This is a genomic window from Photobacterium kagoshimensis (assembly GCF_050337045.1).
Taxonomy (GTDB): Bacteria; Pseudomonadota; Gammaproteobacteria; order Enterobacterales; family Vibrionaceae; genus Photobacterium; species Photobacterium kagoshimensis.
Map to the genome: position 1 here is coordinate 40,351 of NZ_JAKJSO010000025.1, position 16,793 is coordinate 57,143.

At 46.9% G+C, this 16,793-nt stretch carries 15 protein-coding genes; 13 read left to right on the top strand and 2 right to left on the bottom strand.

The features are described from left to right. The first annotated feature begins 28 nt into the window (after positions 1–28). Together L4C35_RS20550 and L4C35_RS20555 are read left to right on the top strand one after the other, a co-directional pair. Entirely contained in the window at positions 29–424 is a 396-nt protein-coding gene (locus L4C35_RS20550; protein WP_428464656.1) for a protein YgfX, read from the top strand. 167 nt (positions 425–591) lie between these two features. Further along, positions 592–2,418, top strand: a complete 1,827-nt coding sequence (locus L4C35_RS20555; protein ID WP_428464657.1) for a methyl-accepting chemotaxis protein — start codon at positions 592–594, stop codon at positions 2,416–2,418. Positions 2,419–2,512: 94 nt separating this feature from the next. On the opposite strand, the gene nadB is transcribed toward L4C35_RS20555, so the two are convergent. Then, positions 2,513–4,132, bottom strand: a complete 1,620-nt coding sequence (gene nadB, locus L4C35_RS20560; RefSeq protein ID WP_428464658.1) for an L-aspartate oxidase — start codon at positions 4,130–4,132, stop codon at positions 2,513–2,515. Positions 4,133–4,672: 540 nt separating this feature from the next. Between nadB and rpoE the strand changes: the two genes are divergently transcribed. From rpoE to acpS, 11 genes are all read left to right on the top strand, one after another. Beyond that, positions 4,673–5,251 carry an RNA polymerase sigma factor RpoE gene (rpoE, locus tag L4C35_RS20565; protein WP_048900578.1) on the top strand — a complete coding sequence of 193 codons (579 nt, stop codon included), beginning with the start codon at positions 4,673–4,675 and terminating at the stop codon, positions 5,249–5,251. Positions 5,252–5,275: 24 nt separating this feature from the next. Continuing rightward, entirely contained in the window at positions 5,276–5,947 is a 672-nt protein-coding gene (locus tag L4C35_RS20570) for an RseA family anti-sigma factor (RefSeq protein WP_428464659.1), read from the top strand. Between the two features lie 55 nt (positions 5,948–6,002). Next, positions 6,003–6,992, top strand: coding sequence for a sigma-E factor regulatory protein RseB (gene rseB / locus L4C35_RS20575; protein WP_428464660.1), 990 nt, complete (start codon positions 6,003–6,005; stop codon positions 6,990–6,992). Further along, positions 6,989–7,486 carry a SoxR reducing system RseC family protein gene (locus tag L4C35_RS20580; RefSeq protein ID WP_428464661.1) on the top strand — a complete coding sequence of 166 codons (498 nt, stop codon included), beginning with the start codon at positions 6,989–6,991 and terminating at the stop codon, positions 7,484–7,486. The genes rseB and L4C35_RS20580 overlap by 4 nt, the downstream gene beginning before the upstream one ends. Positions 7,487–7,562: 76 nt before the next feature. Continuing rightward, the gene (lepA, locus tag L4C35_RS20585) at positions 7,563–9,359 is read left to right on the top strand and encodes a translation elongation factor 4 (protein ID WP_428464662.1); all 1,797 of its coding nucleotides are present in this window, start codon (positions 7,563–7,565) and stop codon (positions 9,357–9,359) included. 189 nt (positions 9,360–9,548) lie between these two features. Continuing rightward, on the top strand, positions 9,549–10,448 hold the full coding sequence (lepB, locus tag L4C35_RS20590) for a signal peptidase I (protein ID WP_428464663.1): 900 nt from the start codon (positions 9,549–9,551) through the stop codon (positions 10,446–10,448). Positions 10,449–10,458: 10 nt separating this feature from the next. Next, positions 10,459–11,133 carry a ribonuclease III gene (gene rnc / locus L4C35_RS20595; RefSeq protein WP_428464664.1) on the top strand — a complete coding sequence of 225 codons (675 nt, stop codon included), beginning with the start codon at positions 10,459–10,461 and terminating at the stop codon, positions 11,131–11,133. Then, positions 11,130–12,035 carry a GTPase Era gene (era, locus tag L4C35_RS20600; protein WP_428464665.1) on the top strand — a complete coding sequence of 302 codons (906 nt, stop codon included), beginning with the start codon at positions 11,130–11,132 and terminating at the stop codon, positions 12,033–12,035. Before rnc ends, era begins: the two co-directional genes overlap by 4 nt. 8 nt (positions 12,036–12,043) lie before the next feature. Next, positions 12,044–12,754 carry a DNA repair protein RecO gene (gene recO, locus L4C35_RS20605; protein WP_428464666.1) on the top strand — a complete coding sequence of 237 codons (711 nt, stop codon included), beginning with the start codon at positions 12,044–12,046 and terminating at the stop codon, positions 12,752–12,754. Further along, entirely contained in the window at positions 12,751–13,482 is a 732-nt protein-coding gene (gene pdxJ / locus L4C35_RS20610) for a pyridoxine 5'-phosphate synthase (RefSeq protein ID WP_428464667.1), read from the top strand. Before recO ends, pdxJ begins: the two co-directional genes overlap by 4 nt. After that, the gene (gene acpS / locus L4C35_RS20615; RefSeq protein WP_428464668.1) at positions 13,482–13,865 is read left to right on the top strand and encodes a holo-ACP synthase; all 384 of its coding nucleotides are present in this window, start codon (positions 13,482–13,484) and stop codon (positions 13,863–13,865) included. The genes pdxJ and acpS overlap by 1 nt, the downstream gene beginning before the upstream one ends. A gap of 86 nt (positions 13,866–13,951) precedes the next feature. Here the strand turns inward: acpS and barA are convergent, their stop codons facing one another. Next, on the bottom strand, positions 13,952–16,732 hold the full coding sequence (gene barA / locus L4C35_RS20620; protein WP_428464669.1) for a two-component sensor histidine kinase BarA: 2,781 nt from the start codon (positions 16,730–16,732) through the stop codon (positions 13,952–13,954). Positions 16,733–16,793: the final 61 nt, after the last annotated feature.

Below are 16,793 nucleotides of genomic sequence, written 5' to 3' on the forward strand. Positions count from 1 at the left end.
TCTTTCGATTTTCCCCTCTAGATACCAAATGGCTGCACTGCATATCACTTATGTATGTGTGGCTATTTTTCTTTGTATTGTCGCTAGTCACTCAATGACCGCAGGCTTGATTGCAGCTCTATTTCTTGATGGGTTACTGACCGAGTGGTTGTCTCATACCAATACCTTGTGGCAACAACAAGGCCGTTTACACATCAATGAGTATGGCGATATCCGTTGGCAGCGAGGTCAAGAGCGTCAAGCGGGGCAATTGACACAGATCCCATTACAAACAAGTTACCTCATTGTTTTTATCGTGACATTTCCAGCGTGTACACAGCAATATAAAACGCAGCAATATTTTGTGATTGATCGCTGTTGCTGCTGTGATCATGATTTTCGAACACTTTCTTTATATATCCGCAGTATTATCACCTTCAAATAAGCTTGTTGCGTATCAAACTTGATGCGTTTTTATCTTGCGCCTCCTGAAAGGATTAGCGGCGAAGGTGGTGGCTAAATAACGTTAAACCTTTATCTGTCTTGGCCGATAGCACCTCTTATTACAACTATATCAATAAATAAGCTTGAGCATTCCGAAGGGCCATTACTATGAAAATTAAACATAAGCTTTTAGGTTTAACGGGGATCTCCGTTAGTGCCTTATTGTTATCATTAACATTGAGTTGGTTTGCTAACGAGCGTGTGGCAGCCATAGATAACGCCACACTGACGGTAAGTGAATTGGAAGTAACCTTGCTCAATTTACGTCGAAATGAAAAAGACTTTCTTGCTCGTTTCGATATGAAATACCAAGATACATTTAATAAAAACACGGCGTTATTTGAACAACAATTCACCAACCTTAATCAACATGTGGTAGCGCTGGATATTCAGCTGGATCATATGAACACCTTGCCGCAGTTTATTCAACGTTATCAGCAAGGGATGATGGCGGTGATTTCCGGCTATCAAGTGCTAGGGTTGACCTCTCAGCAAGGCCTGAATCTCGCGTTTGAACAAGCTGCTGAAGCGCTACAGCAAAGTGCTTCACGTCAGCTTGATGCCCAAGCTATTTTTTCATTAATCCAAGATGCCAAGCTGTTTACTGCAACCCAAAACTTAGCGTATTACCAAGATTACCAAACGGCTTACCAGCAAGAACTCGCATTAGTTGGTGCGCGAGTGAAAGCGCCGTTGGTGGCGTTTAATACTGCGCTAGAGCAGGTGCTCGCGCAGAATAAAGTGATCGGGTTAGATCATAAATCGGGCTTACGTGGTGATATTCGCCAGCAGTCACATCAACTTGAGCAAGCGTTCAACGAGATGTCACTGCAGCTGCGTGAAATTGCGGAAAGCCAACGCCAAAGTATCATGACTGTGACGATTATTGCGGTGTTGGTTGTGATTGCAGCGTTGCTTGCACTTTCAATGTTTATTAGCCAGTCGATTCAGCAGCGGATCAGCGCGATGAGTACCTTGATGTCAGGCATTGCTACTAGCCATGATTTAACGCGTCGAGCGGATGAATCGGGTGATGATGAGCTCAGTGATATGGCCGTTAACTTCAATTATTTACTAACGGGGCTTCGCCAATTAGTGAGTGATGTTCAGACCGCAATCACTGAGCTGGGGGCGGCTTCTGAGCAGCTTCAACGCCGTAGCCGTGATACCGAAAGTGCAATGGCTCAGCAGCAAGCGGAAACCGATTCAGTTGCGACGGCGGTGACAGAGATGGGGGTCACCATTCGCGATATTTCTATGAATACTGAAACGGCAGCGGGCAATGCCCATAGCAGCCACCAGGGTGCTACCGAAGGGCTGCAAGAAGTCAGTACCACTAAAACGCGTATTCGCCAGCTGTCGGATGAGCTTGCGCAAACCAACGATGAAATTGCCAACTTATCGGGCCTTTCTGACAACATTGGTTCGGTACTCGATGTGATTAAAGGTATTGCTGAGCAAACCAATCTGTTGGCGCTGAACGCGGCCATTGAAGCGGCGCGTGCCGGTGAACAAGGCCGTGGTTTTGCCGTTGTGGCCGATGAAGTGCGAACCTTAGCGTTACGTACCCGTCAATCAACGGAAGAGATCACCACCATTATTGGCTCGCTTCAAGGGCAGACAGAGCAGGTCGTTGCGCATATTGGTCGTTGTCGTGAGCAAGGTGATATGAGTGTTGATCAAGTGAATAGTGCCGAGCAAAAAATTAGCCAAATCATGGGGGATATGCAGGCTATTATGGATACCAGTACTCAGATAGCAACGGCTGTTGAGCAGCAATCGCATGTCTCAAATGAAGTGGCACAGAATGTAACTGTGATCCGTGATATCACAACATCGAATGCAGAAATTTCGCATGAGAATGCACAAGCGGCTAATGCTGTGGCCGATCAAGCGCAAGGGTTAGCAAGAGCGATTGCTCAGTACCAAGCTTGATAGAAAACCGTAACGGATAGAAACAGAAAAGCCCAGTTGGTGTTACTTCAAAATGAAGAACCAACTGGGCTTTTTTATGGCGTGAAAGCCTGGATTAGCAAGGCTGATCAGGTGTTAAAATCGTTGGCTTTGCTTCCGTATCTACCTCTGGGTAGTCTAAGGTGTAGTGTAAGCCGCGGCTCTCTTTTCGTTCCATCGCACAGCGCACCATTAGCTCGGCCACTTGAACTAAGTTACGTAGCTCAAGTAAGTTGTTTGAAACTCGGAACTCGCTGTAGTACTCGTGGATCTCTTGCTTAAGTAATTGAATACGGCGCATGGCACGCTCTAAACGCTTGGTTGAACGCACAATGCCCACGTAATCCCACATAAACAGACGCAATTCGTGCCAGTTATGCTGGATCACGACTTCTTCATCGGAGCAATTTACTTGGCTCTCATCCCAACGCGGTAAGTGATCAGGCAGTGCGACATCATTAAATTGTTGAGTGATGCTTTCCGCCGCTGCCCACGCATACACCACGCACTCTAATAGTGAGTTAGATGCCATGCGGTTAGCACCATGTAAGCCGGTGTAACTCACTTCACCAATGGCATATAGGCCATCGAGATCAGTTCGGCCTTCTTTATCGACCATGACACCGCCACAGGTGTAGTGCGCTGCGGGTACAATGGGGATCGGCTCTTTGGTGATATCAATGCCGAAAGTCAGTAATTTGTCATAGATAGTTGGAAAATGTTTCGTGACAAAATCGGCGGGTTTGTGGCTGATGTCGAGGTACATACAGTCGGCCCCTAACCGCTTCATCTCGAAGTCGATAGCGCGGGCAACCACATCGCGAGGAGCTAGCTCTGCACGCTCAGGATCGAAATCTAACATGAAACGGCTACCGTCAGGACGACGTAAGTACGCACCTTCACCACGGAGTGCTTCGGTCAGTAAGTAGTTTCGGGCTTCTGGGTGGAATAAACAGGTTGGATGAAATTGGTTAAATTCCAAGTTTGCCACTCGACATCCTGCGCGCCATGCCATAGCAATACCATCACCCGATGAGACATCTGGGTTTGAGGTATATTGATAGACTTTGGAAGCGCCACCTGTGGCGAGCACAACAAATTTGGCGCGTACAGTTTCGACGACTTCAACATCACGGTTCCAGATATAAGCCCCTAAAATACGGTTTGGCTCATCGGTGTTACCGAGTTTCTGGTTGGTGATGAGATCGAGTGCATTATGGCGCTCAAGCACGTCAATGTTGGGGTGGTTTAAGACATTGTCTTGCAGTGAATTTTGCACTGCCATGCCTGTTGCATCAGCGGCATGAAGAATGCGACGGTGGCTATGGCCGCCTTCGCGGGTTAGATGGTAACGCGGTTCTTCATCATCTGATTCTTCTTGATCAAATGGCACACCGCCATCAATCAGCCATTGCACACACTCTTTTGCATTTTCGGCAATAAAATGAACCACGTCTTCGTCACAAAGGTGTGCCCCTGCAATTTGCGTGTCTTCAACGTGTGATTCAACACTGTCTGATTCGTCGAAAACGGCTGCGATACCGCCTTGAGCATAATATGTTGCCCCTTCGCTGCGAGGTCCTTTGCTCAGTACGATGACTTTACCTAATGGTGCTAAGCGTAACGCTAATGATAAACCAGCGGCTCCGCTACCAATAACGAGTACATCGCACTGATGTTCACGAATTTCGTTCATATTAATTTCATATCCCTGTGGCAATCCGCATAATGGTATACCAATATGCGTAACTATGTGAATCAAACCACACTCATTGTGGTGGAAGTGCCGTCAAACCATAAGCAGGTTAATGTATTAACTGCGTTGTTATTCAGCGTGAGAAAACTCACATGGTATTGCATTCCATTTTTCAGCTTTTGCCTGCTGCATCTTTATTATGAATGATGCTTATCATCGAATAATCTTGATGTGAGATGATTCATCGGCGGTGTAACCTTGTATACTGGTGGTATTTTGCGCCACCGTGATAAAAAAATCGCGCATTATTGTAGAGAAATTATTTTTTATCTTTGGGAACTTTACCTAGTTCAGCAAGTCTTAAATTGTGCTCATGTTCATAAATGCTTTTATATTGCCGCTACCCGTGTGGTTTGGGTTGATAGGAAGTTTGGCTTTAGCGCCGAAACTTATGTGAGGCAACTGTAGAAGTATTGGTATTCACTTGTTGTCAATAAAGTGATGCACGAGTGCAAGACAGATATAGGAGTAACCGCTCGAATGAGCGAGCAGCAAACTGATCAGGTATTAATCGAGCGAGTACAACGCGGTGACAAGCAAGCCTTTAACTTATTGGTTGTGAAATACCAAAACAAGGTGTGTAACTTAGTTTCTCGTTATGTCAGTAATTCTGGTGATGTGCCAGACGTGGCGCAGGAAGCGTTTATTAAAGCGTACCGAGCGTTACCGACATTTCGAGGTGAAAGTGCTTTTTACACATGGCTTTACCGTATCGCTGTTAATACTGCGAAGAATTATTTAGTGGCTCAGGGCCGTCGTCCGCCCGCTTTCGATGTTGATGCAGAAGATGCGGAATACTATGAAAGTGGCAGTGCGTTAAAAGAAATATCGAACCCTGAGAACCATATGTTGTCTGAAGAATTAAAGCAGGTTGTGTTTAGTACTATTGAAGGGCTACCTGATGATCTCAAAACCGCAATCTCGTTACGTGAACTGGATGGTCTAAGTTACGAGGAAATTGCAGAGGTGATGGGGTGTCCTGTTGGTACAGTACGTTCACGTATTTTCCGAGCGCGAGAAGCGGTCGAAAAACGCATCCGTCCTTTGATGCAACATTAATGTTGAGCCAAACGGTGAAAAAAGATGGCTGATAAAGAAAAAATTTCGGCATTATTAGATGGCGAAGATTTAGATCAGAGCATTATTAATGCGCTGACAGTCGATACAGAGAGCGAGCAAGCCTGGCAAGACTTCAACCTTATTGGTGATGTCATGCGTGGTGATGCACCTCAGTGCAAAGAATGGAATATTGCCGGGAGTGTCGCATTAGCGCTTGAAGCCGAACCCGCCCATACTGGTGCTGATACAAGGCTTGAAACGGCCGATGATATTGCGCCTGTGGTTGACTTGAAAACGGTTCGCGAGATCCCTGAGTCTCAACCTAGCCCACGCGAAGTGCGCCGTACCTTACCTACTTGGTTAACCCAATTTGGTCAAGTGGCGATGGCAGCAGGTGTATCGTTAGCAGTGATTGTTGGGGTTCAGCAATACAATGGCGGCGATGATGGTGCATCTATCGAGATGGCATCTGAGTCACAGCTGTCAGTACTGCCAACAGTCCCATTTTCGGGTACTGCCGAGCCTGTGAGTTTAACGCGAGATAGCGTACGCACAGCACACAATAACGGACCAAGCGAAGCTCAGATTATGGAGCAACGTCGTCGCATTAATGCCATGCTGCAAGATTATGAATTGCAGTTACGCCTTAACGCTGAAGACGGCAGCATTGATCGTTCGTTATTAAATAATCAGTAATTTAGATTGAGCAGTAACGAACGACGGTTGGTTACTGCGACCTAATGGCGGATAAATGAAAAAATTTCTGGTCGGTGCGGCGACACTGGTCAGCCTGATGATGCCATGGCAAGCCTCCGCTGAAGACGCCGTTTCTTCTGCGGAGGCTTTGTTGCATCAGATGGACGTAGCAAGCCGCGAGCTTAGCTATGAGTTGTCGTACATTCTTATTAAGAAAAACAGCATTGAGCCATTGCGCTACAGTCATGCGCAAATCGATGGCGAAACCTTTGCTCAGTTGGTGTATTTAAGCGGCCCACCGCGAGAAGTGATCCAGCGGGGCAGCGAAGTAAGCTACTTTGAACCAGGGTTAGATGCTTTCACTATCGACAGCAACAAAATGGTGGCACCACTGCCGCCGATGATGAAAGTTGATGTTGATGATTTAGCCGCTAATTACGATTTCATTTCCATGGGACGTGCGCGAGAAGCGGGTGTCGCTTGTGATGTGGTGCGTATTGCGCCCAAAGATGGTACCCGTTATTCGTATCTACTTTGGGTCGCTAACCATAACAATTTAGTGATGCGAGCTGATTTACTCGATCGTGACGGTGAGCCATTAGAGCAATACCGTGCGGTATCGTATGTGGTAAACCCGAAAATTAGCGAAGTGCTCAAAAAGCGCTTGGTATCGGTTGAGCGACCTGTTGTGGTGCAATTGCCACCACAACCGCAAGCTGAATTGGGTTGGCAGGTGAAATGGTTACCGCAAGGGTTTGAATCGGTCTCTCGAAATCGTCATCGTTTGTTGATGACGGAACGCCCAGTTGAAAGCAAAATGTTCAGCGATGGTCTGTTTAGCTTCTCTATTTATGTCGGTGAGGCTGATGGCTTTACGGTACGGGAGCAGCTAGTACGTCAAGGACGTCGAACATTGCACAGCTATATGAAAGGCAATGTCGAGGTCACTGTAGTTGGTGATATTCCGCCAGCAACAGCGCGCCGTGTTGCTGAATCGGTCGCCTTTACAGGGCAGCCTCCTGCGAAAGCGGAAAAAGTCCAATGATGCGCTCTTTAGCGACGGTAATTGCAGTTGAAGCCAACGCGATTACCGTCAGCTGTCAACAACAAACCAGTTGTGGCCACTGCGCATCTCGTGATAGCTGTGGCACGGGGATAGTATCGAAAGCGATTCCTGGTCGAGCACATCAACTTACGATTGAAACGCAAGAGCCCATTTCGGTTGGCGATGTGGTTGAAATTGGCTTGGCAGAGCAAAGTATGCTGAGTTCAGCCTTGCTGGTTTATTTACTTCCGCTACTCTTTTTAATAGCGGGTACCATTATTGGGCAGTGGGTATTTGTTGATTTAGCCGCGGGTGGTGAGTTGGGTGTGATTGTTTTAGCGAGTGTCAGTGCAGCGTTAGGTTTAGCCACTGCAAGGCATGTCGCTAAGCGCATCGAAGGGCAGTCAGCCTATACACCGAGCTTAATTCGAGTGCTAGGGGCTCAAATATCCAACGATAGCGTAATAAATGCAGCAAGCAAGGATAGCGACTAGGCGGGAAATTCGGTAGAATCCGTCAACTTGATCGCGAGATCCCATTCATTCAATCACGAGTTAGTCACGTCAATTCATGAAGCACATTCGTAATTTTTCGATTATTGCACATATCGACCATGGTAAGTCGACCCTATCCGACCGCTTGATTCAAGTCTGTGGTGGCCTTTCCGATCGTGAAATGGCTGCTCAGGTTTTGGATTCCATGGATCTTGAACGCGAACGCGGTATCACTATCAAAGCACAGAGTGTAACCCTTGATTACACAGCAAAAGATGGCGAAACCTATCAATTAAACTTTATCGACACCCCAGGACACGTTGACTTCTCTTACGAAGTTTCACGTTCACTTGCTGCCTGTGAAGGTGCATTGCTGGTGGTCGATGCTGGTCAGGGCGTTGAAGCTCAAACACTAGCAAACTGTTACACCGCAATGGAAATGGATCTGGAAGTGGTGCCAATCTTGAACAAGATTGACCTGCCAGCTGCTGATCCAGAGCGTGTAGCGGAAGAGATTGAAGATATCGTAGGTATCGATGCGTTAGATGCAACGCGTTGTTCGGCGAAAACAGGCCTAGGTGTTGATGATGTTCTTGAAAACATCGTTACCGCCATCCCTGCACCTGAAGGTGATCCTGATGCACCGCTACAAGCGCTGATCATTGACTCATGGTTTGATAACTACTTAGGCGTGGTTTCTTTGGTTCGAGTGAAAAATGGCTCACTGAAGAAAAACGCTAAAATCAAAATGATGAGCACAGGTCAAACTTGGGGCATTGATCGCCTTGGTATCTTTACGCCAAAACAAATCGACACACAAGAGCTAAATACTGGCGAAGTAGGTTGGGTTGTTTGTGGTATTAAAGACATCCTAGGTGCACCTGTGGGTGATACCATTACACTGGCTAAAGATGGCTGTGAAGCGCCGCTACCGGGTTTCCAAAAAGTGAAACCTCAGGTTTATGCTGGTCTGTTCCCTGTCTCTTCTGATGATTATGAGAACTTCCGTGATGCACTAGGCAAACTTAGCCTTAATGATGCGTCATTGTTCTACGAACCAGAAAGTTCAGCGGCTCTAGGTTTTGGCTTCCGTTGTGGTTTCTTGGGTATGCTCCACATGGAGATCATCCAAGAACGTCTAGAACGTGAATACAACCTAGCGCTAATCACTACTGCACCAACAGTAGTTTACGAAGTTGAGAAAACCGACGGTCAAACAATTTACGTTGATAGCCCATCTAAGCTACCAGCAGTAAATGATATTGAAACCATCGGTGAGCCAATTGCACGCTGTAACATTCTTGTACCATCTGAATACCTAGGTAACGTTATTACCTTATGTATCGAGAAGCGTGGTATGCAGGTAGATATGGTGTACCACGGTAACCAAGTTGCGCTAACTTACGACATTCCGATGTCGGAAGTGGTACTTGATTTCTTCGATCGTCTGAAATCGACGTCGCGTGGTTATGCATCACTGGATTACAACTTCCAGCGCTACGACATCTCTAACATGGTACGTGTTGATGTTATGATCAATGGCGAACGTGTTGATGCACTAGCAATTATTACGCACAAAGATAACGCAAATGGCCGTGGTCGTGACCTTGTCGACAAGATGAAGGAATTCATTCCTCGTCAAATGTTTGATATTGCGATTCAGGCTGCCATTGGCGGCATGATCATTGCCCGCGCAACAGTGAAGCAGTTACGTAAAAACGTAATCGCTAAATGTTACGGTGGTGATATCAGTCGTAAGAAGAAACTCCTGCAGAAGCAGAAAGAAGGTAAGAAACGTATGAAGCAGATCGGTAACGTCGAACTGCCTCAGGAAGCCTTCCTTGCTATTTTGCATGTGGGTAAAGATAAATAAGAATCCAGCTAATGCATTGCAAGGCAATGTTGTTAACTAGCGGTTTTTATTAATTAAAAGAGAAAGTCTGAGTTTAGATGTTTAAACTTATGCTTTCTCTTTACCTTTGAGTAAGGCTGCAAAATGATGGGGCTTACTCACTGTTTTATTTTGCGGTTCGCAAAGTAGGTTCAACGATTAGGGATTATAATGGCAAATATGTTTTCGTTAATTCTGGTACTGGCAACCTTGGTTACTGGTATCGTTTGGGCATTGGATAAGTTTGTCTGGGCGCCAAAACGTCAATTAAAAATTGATGCAGCTGCAGCCAATGCGGGCGATGAGATAGATGCTGAAGTTCTTAATACCGTTGCACCACAACCGGTGTGGGTGGAGCAAACGGCTTCGCTTTTTCCGGTTATCGCACTAATAATGGTGTTTCGCTCATTTATTTATGAGCCGTTCCAGATCCCATCCGGCTCTATGATGCCGACGTTACTCGTTGGGGATTTTATTCTGGTTGAGAAGTTTAGCTACGGGTTACGCGATCCTGTTTTCCGCCATAAATTGGTTGAAACGGGTGAGCCAGAGCGTGGCGATGTAGTGGTATTTAAATACCCACCTCAACCAAGCATCGATTACATTAAGCGTGTTGTTGGTATGCCGGGCGATACCGTTCGCTATAGCGCAAACAAACAAATTTGTATTGCAGCTAAAGGCACCTCGGATTGCCAGCCAGTACCACTGACCAATATGGTAGACAGTGAGTTCCAGCAAGGCATGACACAACTCGTACAACTGAATGAGAAACTTGGTGACGTAGAGCACCAAATTTTGATTCACCCACTTAAACGTGACCGCACGTTAGCATATCAACCGCGCCCAGGCGTGAGTGAGTGGGTTGTGCCTGAAGGCCAGTATTTTGTAATGGGTGATAACCGCGATAACAGTGCTGACAGCCGCTACTGGGGATTCGTGCCAGAAGCGAACCTAGTGGGCAAGGCGGTCGGGATCTGGATCAGCTTTGAGTTTGAACGAGGTGCAGACAGTGCACTACCTTCTTGGATTCCTACCGACGTACGCTTTAGTCGTGTCGGTGGCATAAACTGATCGAGATAAAATGACATCTCCTGCAAATAGACTTCAGCGTAAGCTGGGCTACCAATTTAATAATTTAGACCTGATGACCTTAGCGATGACGCACCGTAGCGCTAATGGTACGCACAACGAACGCCTAGAATTTTTAGGTGACTCAATTTTGAGTTTTGTTGTTGCAGATGACTTGTACCACCGTTTCCCAGAAGTGGACGAAGGTGATATGAGCCGCATGCGTGCAACGCTAGTACGTGGTAAAACGTTGGCGGAGCTAGGTCGTGAGTTTGATTTAGGTGATCACCTGCTACTTGGCCCAGGTGAATTGAAAAGTGGCGGTTACCGTCGCGATTCAATCTTGGCTGACTGTGTGGAAGCGATCATCGGTGCGATTTACTTAGATAGTGATATCGAAGTGGTTCGCGGCATCATTTTAAGCTGGTACCAATCACGCCTTGAAACGATCAAGCCGGGTATCAACCAAAAAGATCCAAAAACACGCCTGCAAGAATGCTTACAGGGGCGTCGTTTGCCGCTGCCAGCATATACTGTAACTAAGGTTCAGGGTGAAGCTCATAACCAAGAGTTCACCGTGCAGTGTGAAGTAACAGGTTTGGATAAACCTGTAATCGGAAAAGGCGGCAGTCGGCGCAAGGCAGAGCAGGCAGCAGCAGAAATTGCGCTTAAGCAGTTGGAATCATGACAGATAAACAACATTGCGGCTTTATTGCCATTGTAGGCCGACCGAATGTAGGTAAATCAACGCTACTAAACCGCTTAGTCGGTCAGAAGCTTTCGATCACCTCACGTAAGCCTCAAACGACGCGTCACCGTATCATGGGTGTTGATACCCGTGACGGTTACCAAGCGGTGTATGTGGATACCCCAGGGCTTCACATTGAAGAAAAACGTACCATTAACCGTTTGATGAACCGCGCAGCAAGCAGTTCATTGACCGATGTCGAGCTAGTATTGTTTTTGGTTGACGGCACCGTATGGACTGCTGATGACGAAATGGTACTGAACAAGCTTAAGAAAAGTGAGTTACCAACAGTACTGTTGATCAACAAAGTTGATAACGTTAAAGAAAAAGGCGACTTATTCCCGCATCTAGATGCACTGTCTAAGAAAATGGACTTTGTTGATGTTGTGCCTATTTCAGCGAAAAGCGGTACTAACGTTGATACGGTAGAGAAAATTGTTCGTGACCATATCCCTGAAGGTGAATATTACTTCCCTGAAGATTATGTGACTGACCGTTCTCAGCGCTTTATGGCGTCAGAAATCATCCGTGAAAAACTGATGCGTTTCTTGGGCGAAGAACTGCCGTATTCTGTGACGGTTGAGATCGAGCGTTTTGATTTCAACCCACGTACTAACGGTTTTGATATCAATGGTTTGATTCTGGTTGAACGTAAAGGCCAGAAGAAAATGGTGATCGGTAAAAACGGTGAGAAGATGAAAGTCATCGGCCGTGAAGCCCGTATTGATATGGAAGACTTGTTCGAGCGTAAAGTGTACCTAGAGCTTTGGGTTAAAGTGAAATCTGGCTGGGCTGATGACGAACGTGCATTGCGTAGCTTAGGTTACATCGACGACCTATAAGGGACACCATGGAAGGGCTACAGCGTTGTTTTGTCCTTCACTCTCGTCCTTACAGTGAGACGAGCCTGATCCTTGACATCTTTAGCGAGGATTACGGCCGTCTTACTTTATTGGCGAAAGGTGCGCGACGTAAGCGTTCCAACCTCAAAGGGGCACTTCAGCCTTTTACACCACTCTTTATGAAATGGTCTGGCCGCGGCACTATGCCGATTTTAACTCAAGCCGAGCCTATCTCTATCAGCCTGCCGATGCGCGGCTATATCTTGTATTCTGCGATTTATGTCAACGAACTGGTTGCGCGTGTATTAGAAACTAATACGCCATACCCTGTGCTGTTTCTGGATTACCTGAATGTGCTGCGTGAGCTGGCGCAAGCGGATAATCCAGAGCCTGCATTACGTCGTTTCGAGTTAGCTTTATTGCATCACCTTGGCTATGGTATCGACTTTCTTCACTGTGCGGGAAGTGGCTTACCCGTCGAAGATAGCATGACCTATAACTACCGTGAGCAACGAGGTTTCATTGCCTCTATGATGACCAACCAGCTGACCTTTACCGGCAGCCAACTTAAAGCGATTGCGGCACGTCATTTTACCAGCCCAGATCAGCTTCGGGCGGCAAAACGCTTTACACGTATTGCCTTAAAACCTTATCTTGGCGGGAAACCATTAAAAAGTAGGGAACTGTTTATCCCTCGATCAAGGAGTACCGGAAAATGAACAACATACTACTCGGCGTCAATATCGATCATGTGGCAACACTGCGTAACGCGCGTGGTACTCGTTACCCTGATCCTGTGCATGCTGCGGAAGTCGCTGAACGTGCAGGTGCTGATGGTATTACGATTCACCTTCGTGAAGATCGTCGTCATATCAATGACCGTGATGTACGTATTCTGCGTGAGACGATTCAAACACGCATGAACCTTGAAATGGCCGTGACTGATGAAATGGTTGAGATTGCGCTGCAAACCCAACCTGAATTCGTGTGCTTAGTGCCAGAAAAGCGCGAAGAGTTAACCACTGAAGGTGGTTTGGATGTTGCAGGTCAAGTTGAAAAAATCAAAGCTGCAACAGAAAAACTCACGGCGGCTGGCATTAAAGTGTCTTTATTCATCGATGCTGATCGTGCCCAAATCGATGCTTCGTTGGCATGTGGTGCACCATACATTGAGCTGCATACTGGCCACTATGCCGACGCTGAAACGGAAGAAGAGCAACAAGCTGAGTTTAAGCGCATTGCTGCAGCTGCAAGCTACGCCGATGGTTTAGGCATTAAAGTGAATGCAGGCCATGGCTTGACGTACCACAACGTAAAACCGTTAGCGGCATTACCTGAAATTTATGAGCTGAACATTGGCCACTCGATCATGGGTCGTGCCATGTTTGATGGTTTAAGCAAGGCGGTTGCTGATATGCGCGCTATCATGCAGGAAGCACGTAAGTAATGGCCATCCTAGGCTTAGGGACGGATATCGCAGAAATAGAGCGGCTTGAAAAAGTCTTGATGCGCAGCACGGGTGAAGCATTTGCTGAGCGCGTGTTGGTAGCATCGGAGCTTGAGGTCTTTCGTGACTTAAAGTTCAAAGGTCGTTACTTAGCCAAACGCTTTGCGGTGAAAGAGGCGGCGTCAAAAGCCCTAGGCACTGGGATTGCTTGTGGTGTGAGCTTTCATGATTTTACGGTCAGTAATGATGAGCTAGGCAAGCCTGTGCTCTCATTGTCAGGTAAAGCGGCAGAATTAGCGGCGACCATGGGCGTTAATCATATTCATTTGACCATTTCAGATGAAAGGCGCTATGCGGTGGCAACGGTGATCCTAGAAAGCTAGTGCCTGCCATATGTAAAAGCGTCCAGTGGTAACAAGGAGAGCCGAGGCTCTCCTTTTTTATTACAGCACTAAAAGCACCGCACTATTTAGTGACGATATTCTTTTGATGCCTTAACCACATTGTTCATTTCGTCGATCAGTTCAAATAACTCAGGCTCGATATCTTCTTGGGTCGCATTCGCTTTAAGCTGGGTTTCGATGGTGTGACAAAGCGCCTTTAAGCGCGGAACACCACTGTAGGCACAACTGCCATGTAACTTATGAATCGAAGGCCATAGCTCGATCTCTTTACCATCTAAGGCTTCATTAACCAGCATCTCAACCTCTGGCATGAAGTCGAGCAGCATTTGAAGCATATCTTTGGCGAGATCTTCTTTGCCTGCAGCTTGTTTTAAGGCTAACGCCCAATCCCAACTGACATTGCTGGCGCTCTCCGTTTCAGTCGGTTGGGGATCGATAGGGGTAAAGTCAGCCTCTTCAACATTGTCTTGTGCGCTTGGTTGCCCCTCCGGGTGAGTCCACTTCGACAAGATTTGCTGCAAGATATGCTCTTCAATTGGCTTGGTCAGGTAGTCATCCATGCCTGCATTGATTAAACGTTCTCGCTCGCCCGCCATCGCATGGGCTGTAACAGCAATCACTGGTGTATGGTGGTTTAGCTCTGTCTTATGGATTTCTTCACAGGCGGTAACCCCATCCATTTCTGGCATTTGGATATCCATGAAGACTAAATCAAAGGCTTTTTGGTGAGCGTATTCCACAGCCTTACGGCCCCCTGTCGCAGTGATAACTGTCTCTACCCGCTCACTCAATAGTGCTGAAATCAGTTTTAGGTTGGCAGGGTTATCATCAACCGCCATCACAGTGAGAGGTAAGATGGTTGGTACAGGCTCAGGTAGTAACCCTATTTCTGGCTCGAGCAGTAAGTCATTGCTCCCAGCGAGTGCTTCAAACAGTTTTCGCTGGGCCAGTGGTTTACCTAAACAAGCCGATACTCCAGCGCTGATCAGGCGCTCCGATAGAGCCAGTTCAGTGGCTGGCAAGCTCACTATGACTTTGTCCGCAATTTGCTCAGCCTTGAACACGTTATCGAGCAAGGTCGCGATTGGTGGCTGCTCGCCTGGCGATAGGCTAAGCAGGGCAAATTGGTGCGGCTCGATGTCTTCAGGCATGGTTGAGCGGTAGGTTACTTGCAGCCCTGCATTGATCAAGCGCTGCTGGGTCACCGATGCCGCTTGCATATTCGGTTCGATCAATAGCAGTTTTTTACCTACTAAGGTTGCGGTATCAATCGGTTGTGAAACAGGTAAATCTGTTTTCAGTAAGCGTAAGCTAAACCAGAAAGTTGAACCCTGATGTAGGCGGCTGGTTAAGCTGATTTCACCGCCCATTTGGGTCACCAGCTTCTGGGTGATAACCAGACCTAACCCTGTACCGCCGTAGCGGCGCGAAATACTGGCGTCAGCTTGGCTAAAGGCTTGGAATAGCTGCGCTTGCTGGCGCTCTGAAATACCAATACCGGTATCACGCACAATGAATTGTAGTTCGACGTTTTCATCTTTATCGGCTTTGAGTTCAACCGACACATCAATGTTGCCACGTTCGGTAAATTTCACCGCGTTACCAATCAAGTTGGTTAGCACTTGTTGAATACGTAGGGGATCGCCAATCAAGCCCGCTGGAATACGGTTGTCGATTTTTAGCGTTAGTTCTAGCCCTTTTTCGTGAGCGTTTGGCGCTAATAGTCGCATAACTTCATCCAATGACTCGGTAAAGTCGAATGGGATGTTTTCGAGTAACAGTTTGCCCGCTTCTAGTTTCGAGAAGTCGAGAATGTCATTGATGATGGTCAGTAGGTTGTTGGCTGATTTTTCAATGGTCTGTAAGTAGTCTTGCTGACTTGAGCTTAAACGGGTTTTAAGCATCTGGCGGGTAAAACCGATCACCCCATTTAGCGGCGTACGCAGTTCGTGCGACATATTCGCCAAGAATTCTGATTTCACGCGCGCCGCTTCTTGGGCTCGTTTCTTGGCGATATCGAGTTCAACATTCTGAATCTCTAGTTGCTCAAGTGTTTCTCGTAAATCAGAGGTGGCCTGATCGATGCTTTGTTGCATCTCGATATGGTATTCGGCCAATGAAATCGCCATCGCATTGATGCCGTTTTTCAAGGTATCAAGTTCACCAAGTAGCTGCCCTTCGATACGTACGTCCAAGTGACCACGACGGATACGATCAACCACGCTAACCATATGAGATATCGGGCGAGTCACATCTTGCATTAAACGGTATGCAAACAAAGATGACAGGGTTAAACCCAGCAATAACACCATTAATGCAGTAAAGACTTCTTGGTATTGCTGCAAGCGGAGGCTGCTTAAATCAAGCTCCAAGGCGATGTAACCGAGTGTGCGTTCTTGGCCTTGAATACCAGAAAACTCCCCGAACTGACCTTCGCTGACAATGGGCGCCCGCAAAATCATCGAATTTTCATTCAGGCGGGTATCTAGCAACAAGGGAATAGGTTCGTCGTCCGGATACATCAAAGCTTCGAAGTTTCGATGGAAATTGGATGTGACAAACAATTCATTATTGGCATCAAATACCGCAATGCTGCGTATAATTTGAGAGTGCTTACGGTGGGCATAGCCAATTAACCGACGAACGGCTTCTCGGTTGTCTTTGGTCATACCAAATTCAGTCGAAATGGCCAGAGGCTCAATAATGCTGGCGCCTGTTGAGACCAGCTGATGCTCAAGATCCTGATAGCGGCTCATGGTGAAAAAAGCGCTTAATAGCAGGCCGATAATGAGTGTTGGTGCTAATGTCAGGGTGAAGACCCTGGCACGAAGTCCATATTTGGTCATGGTTCTCTTAATTACAAGAAAGCGATTCTGTGGGAGAATTGGTATCCATTTGTGGCCTTAG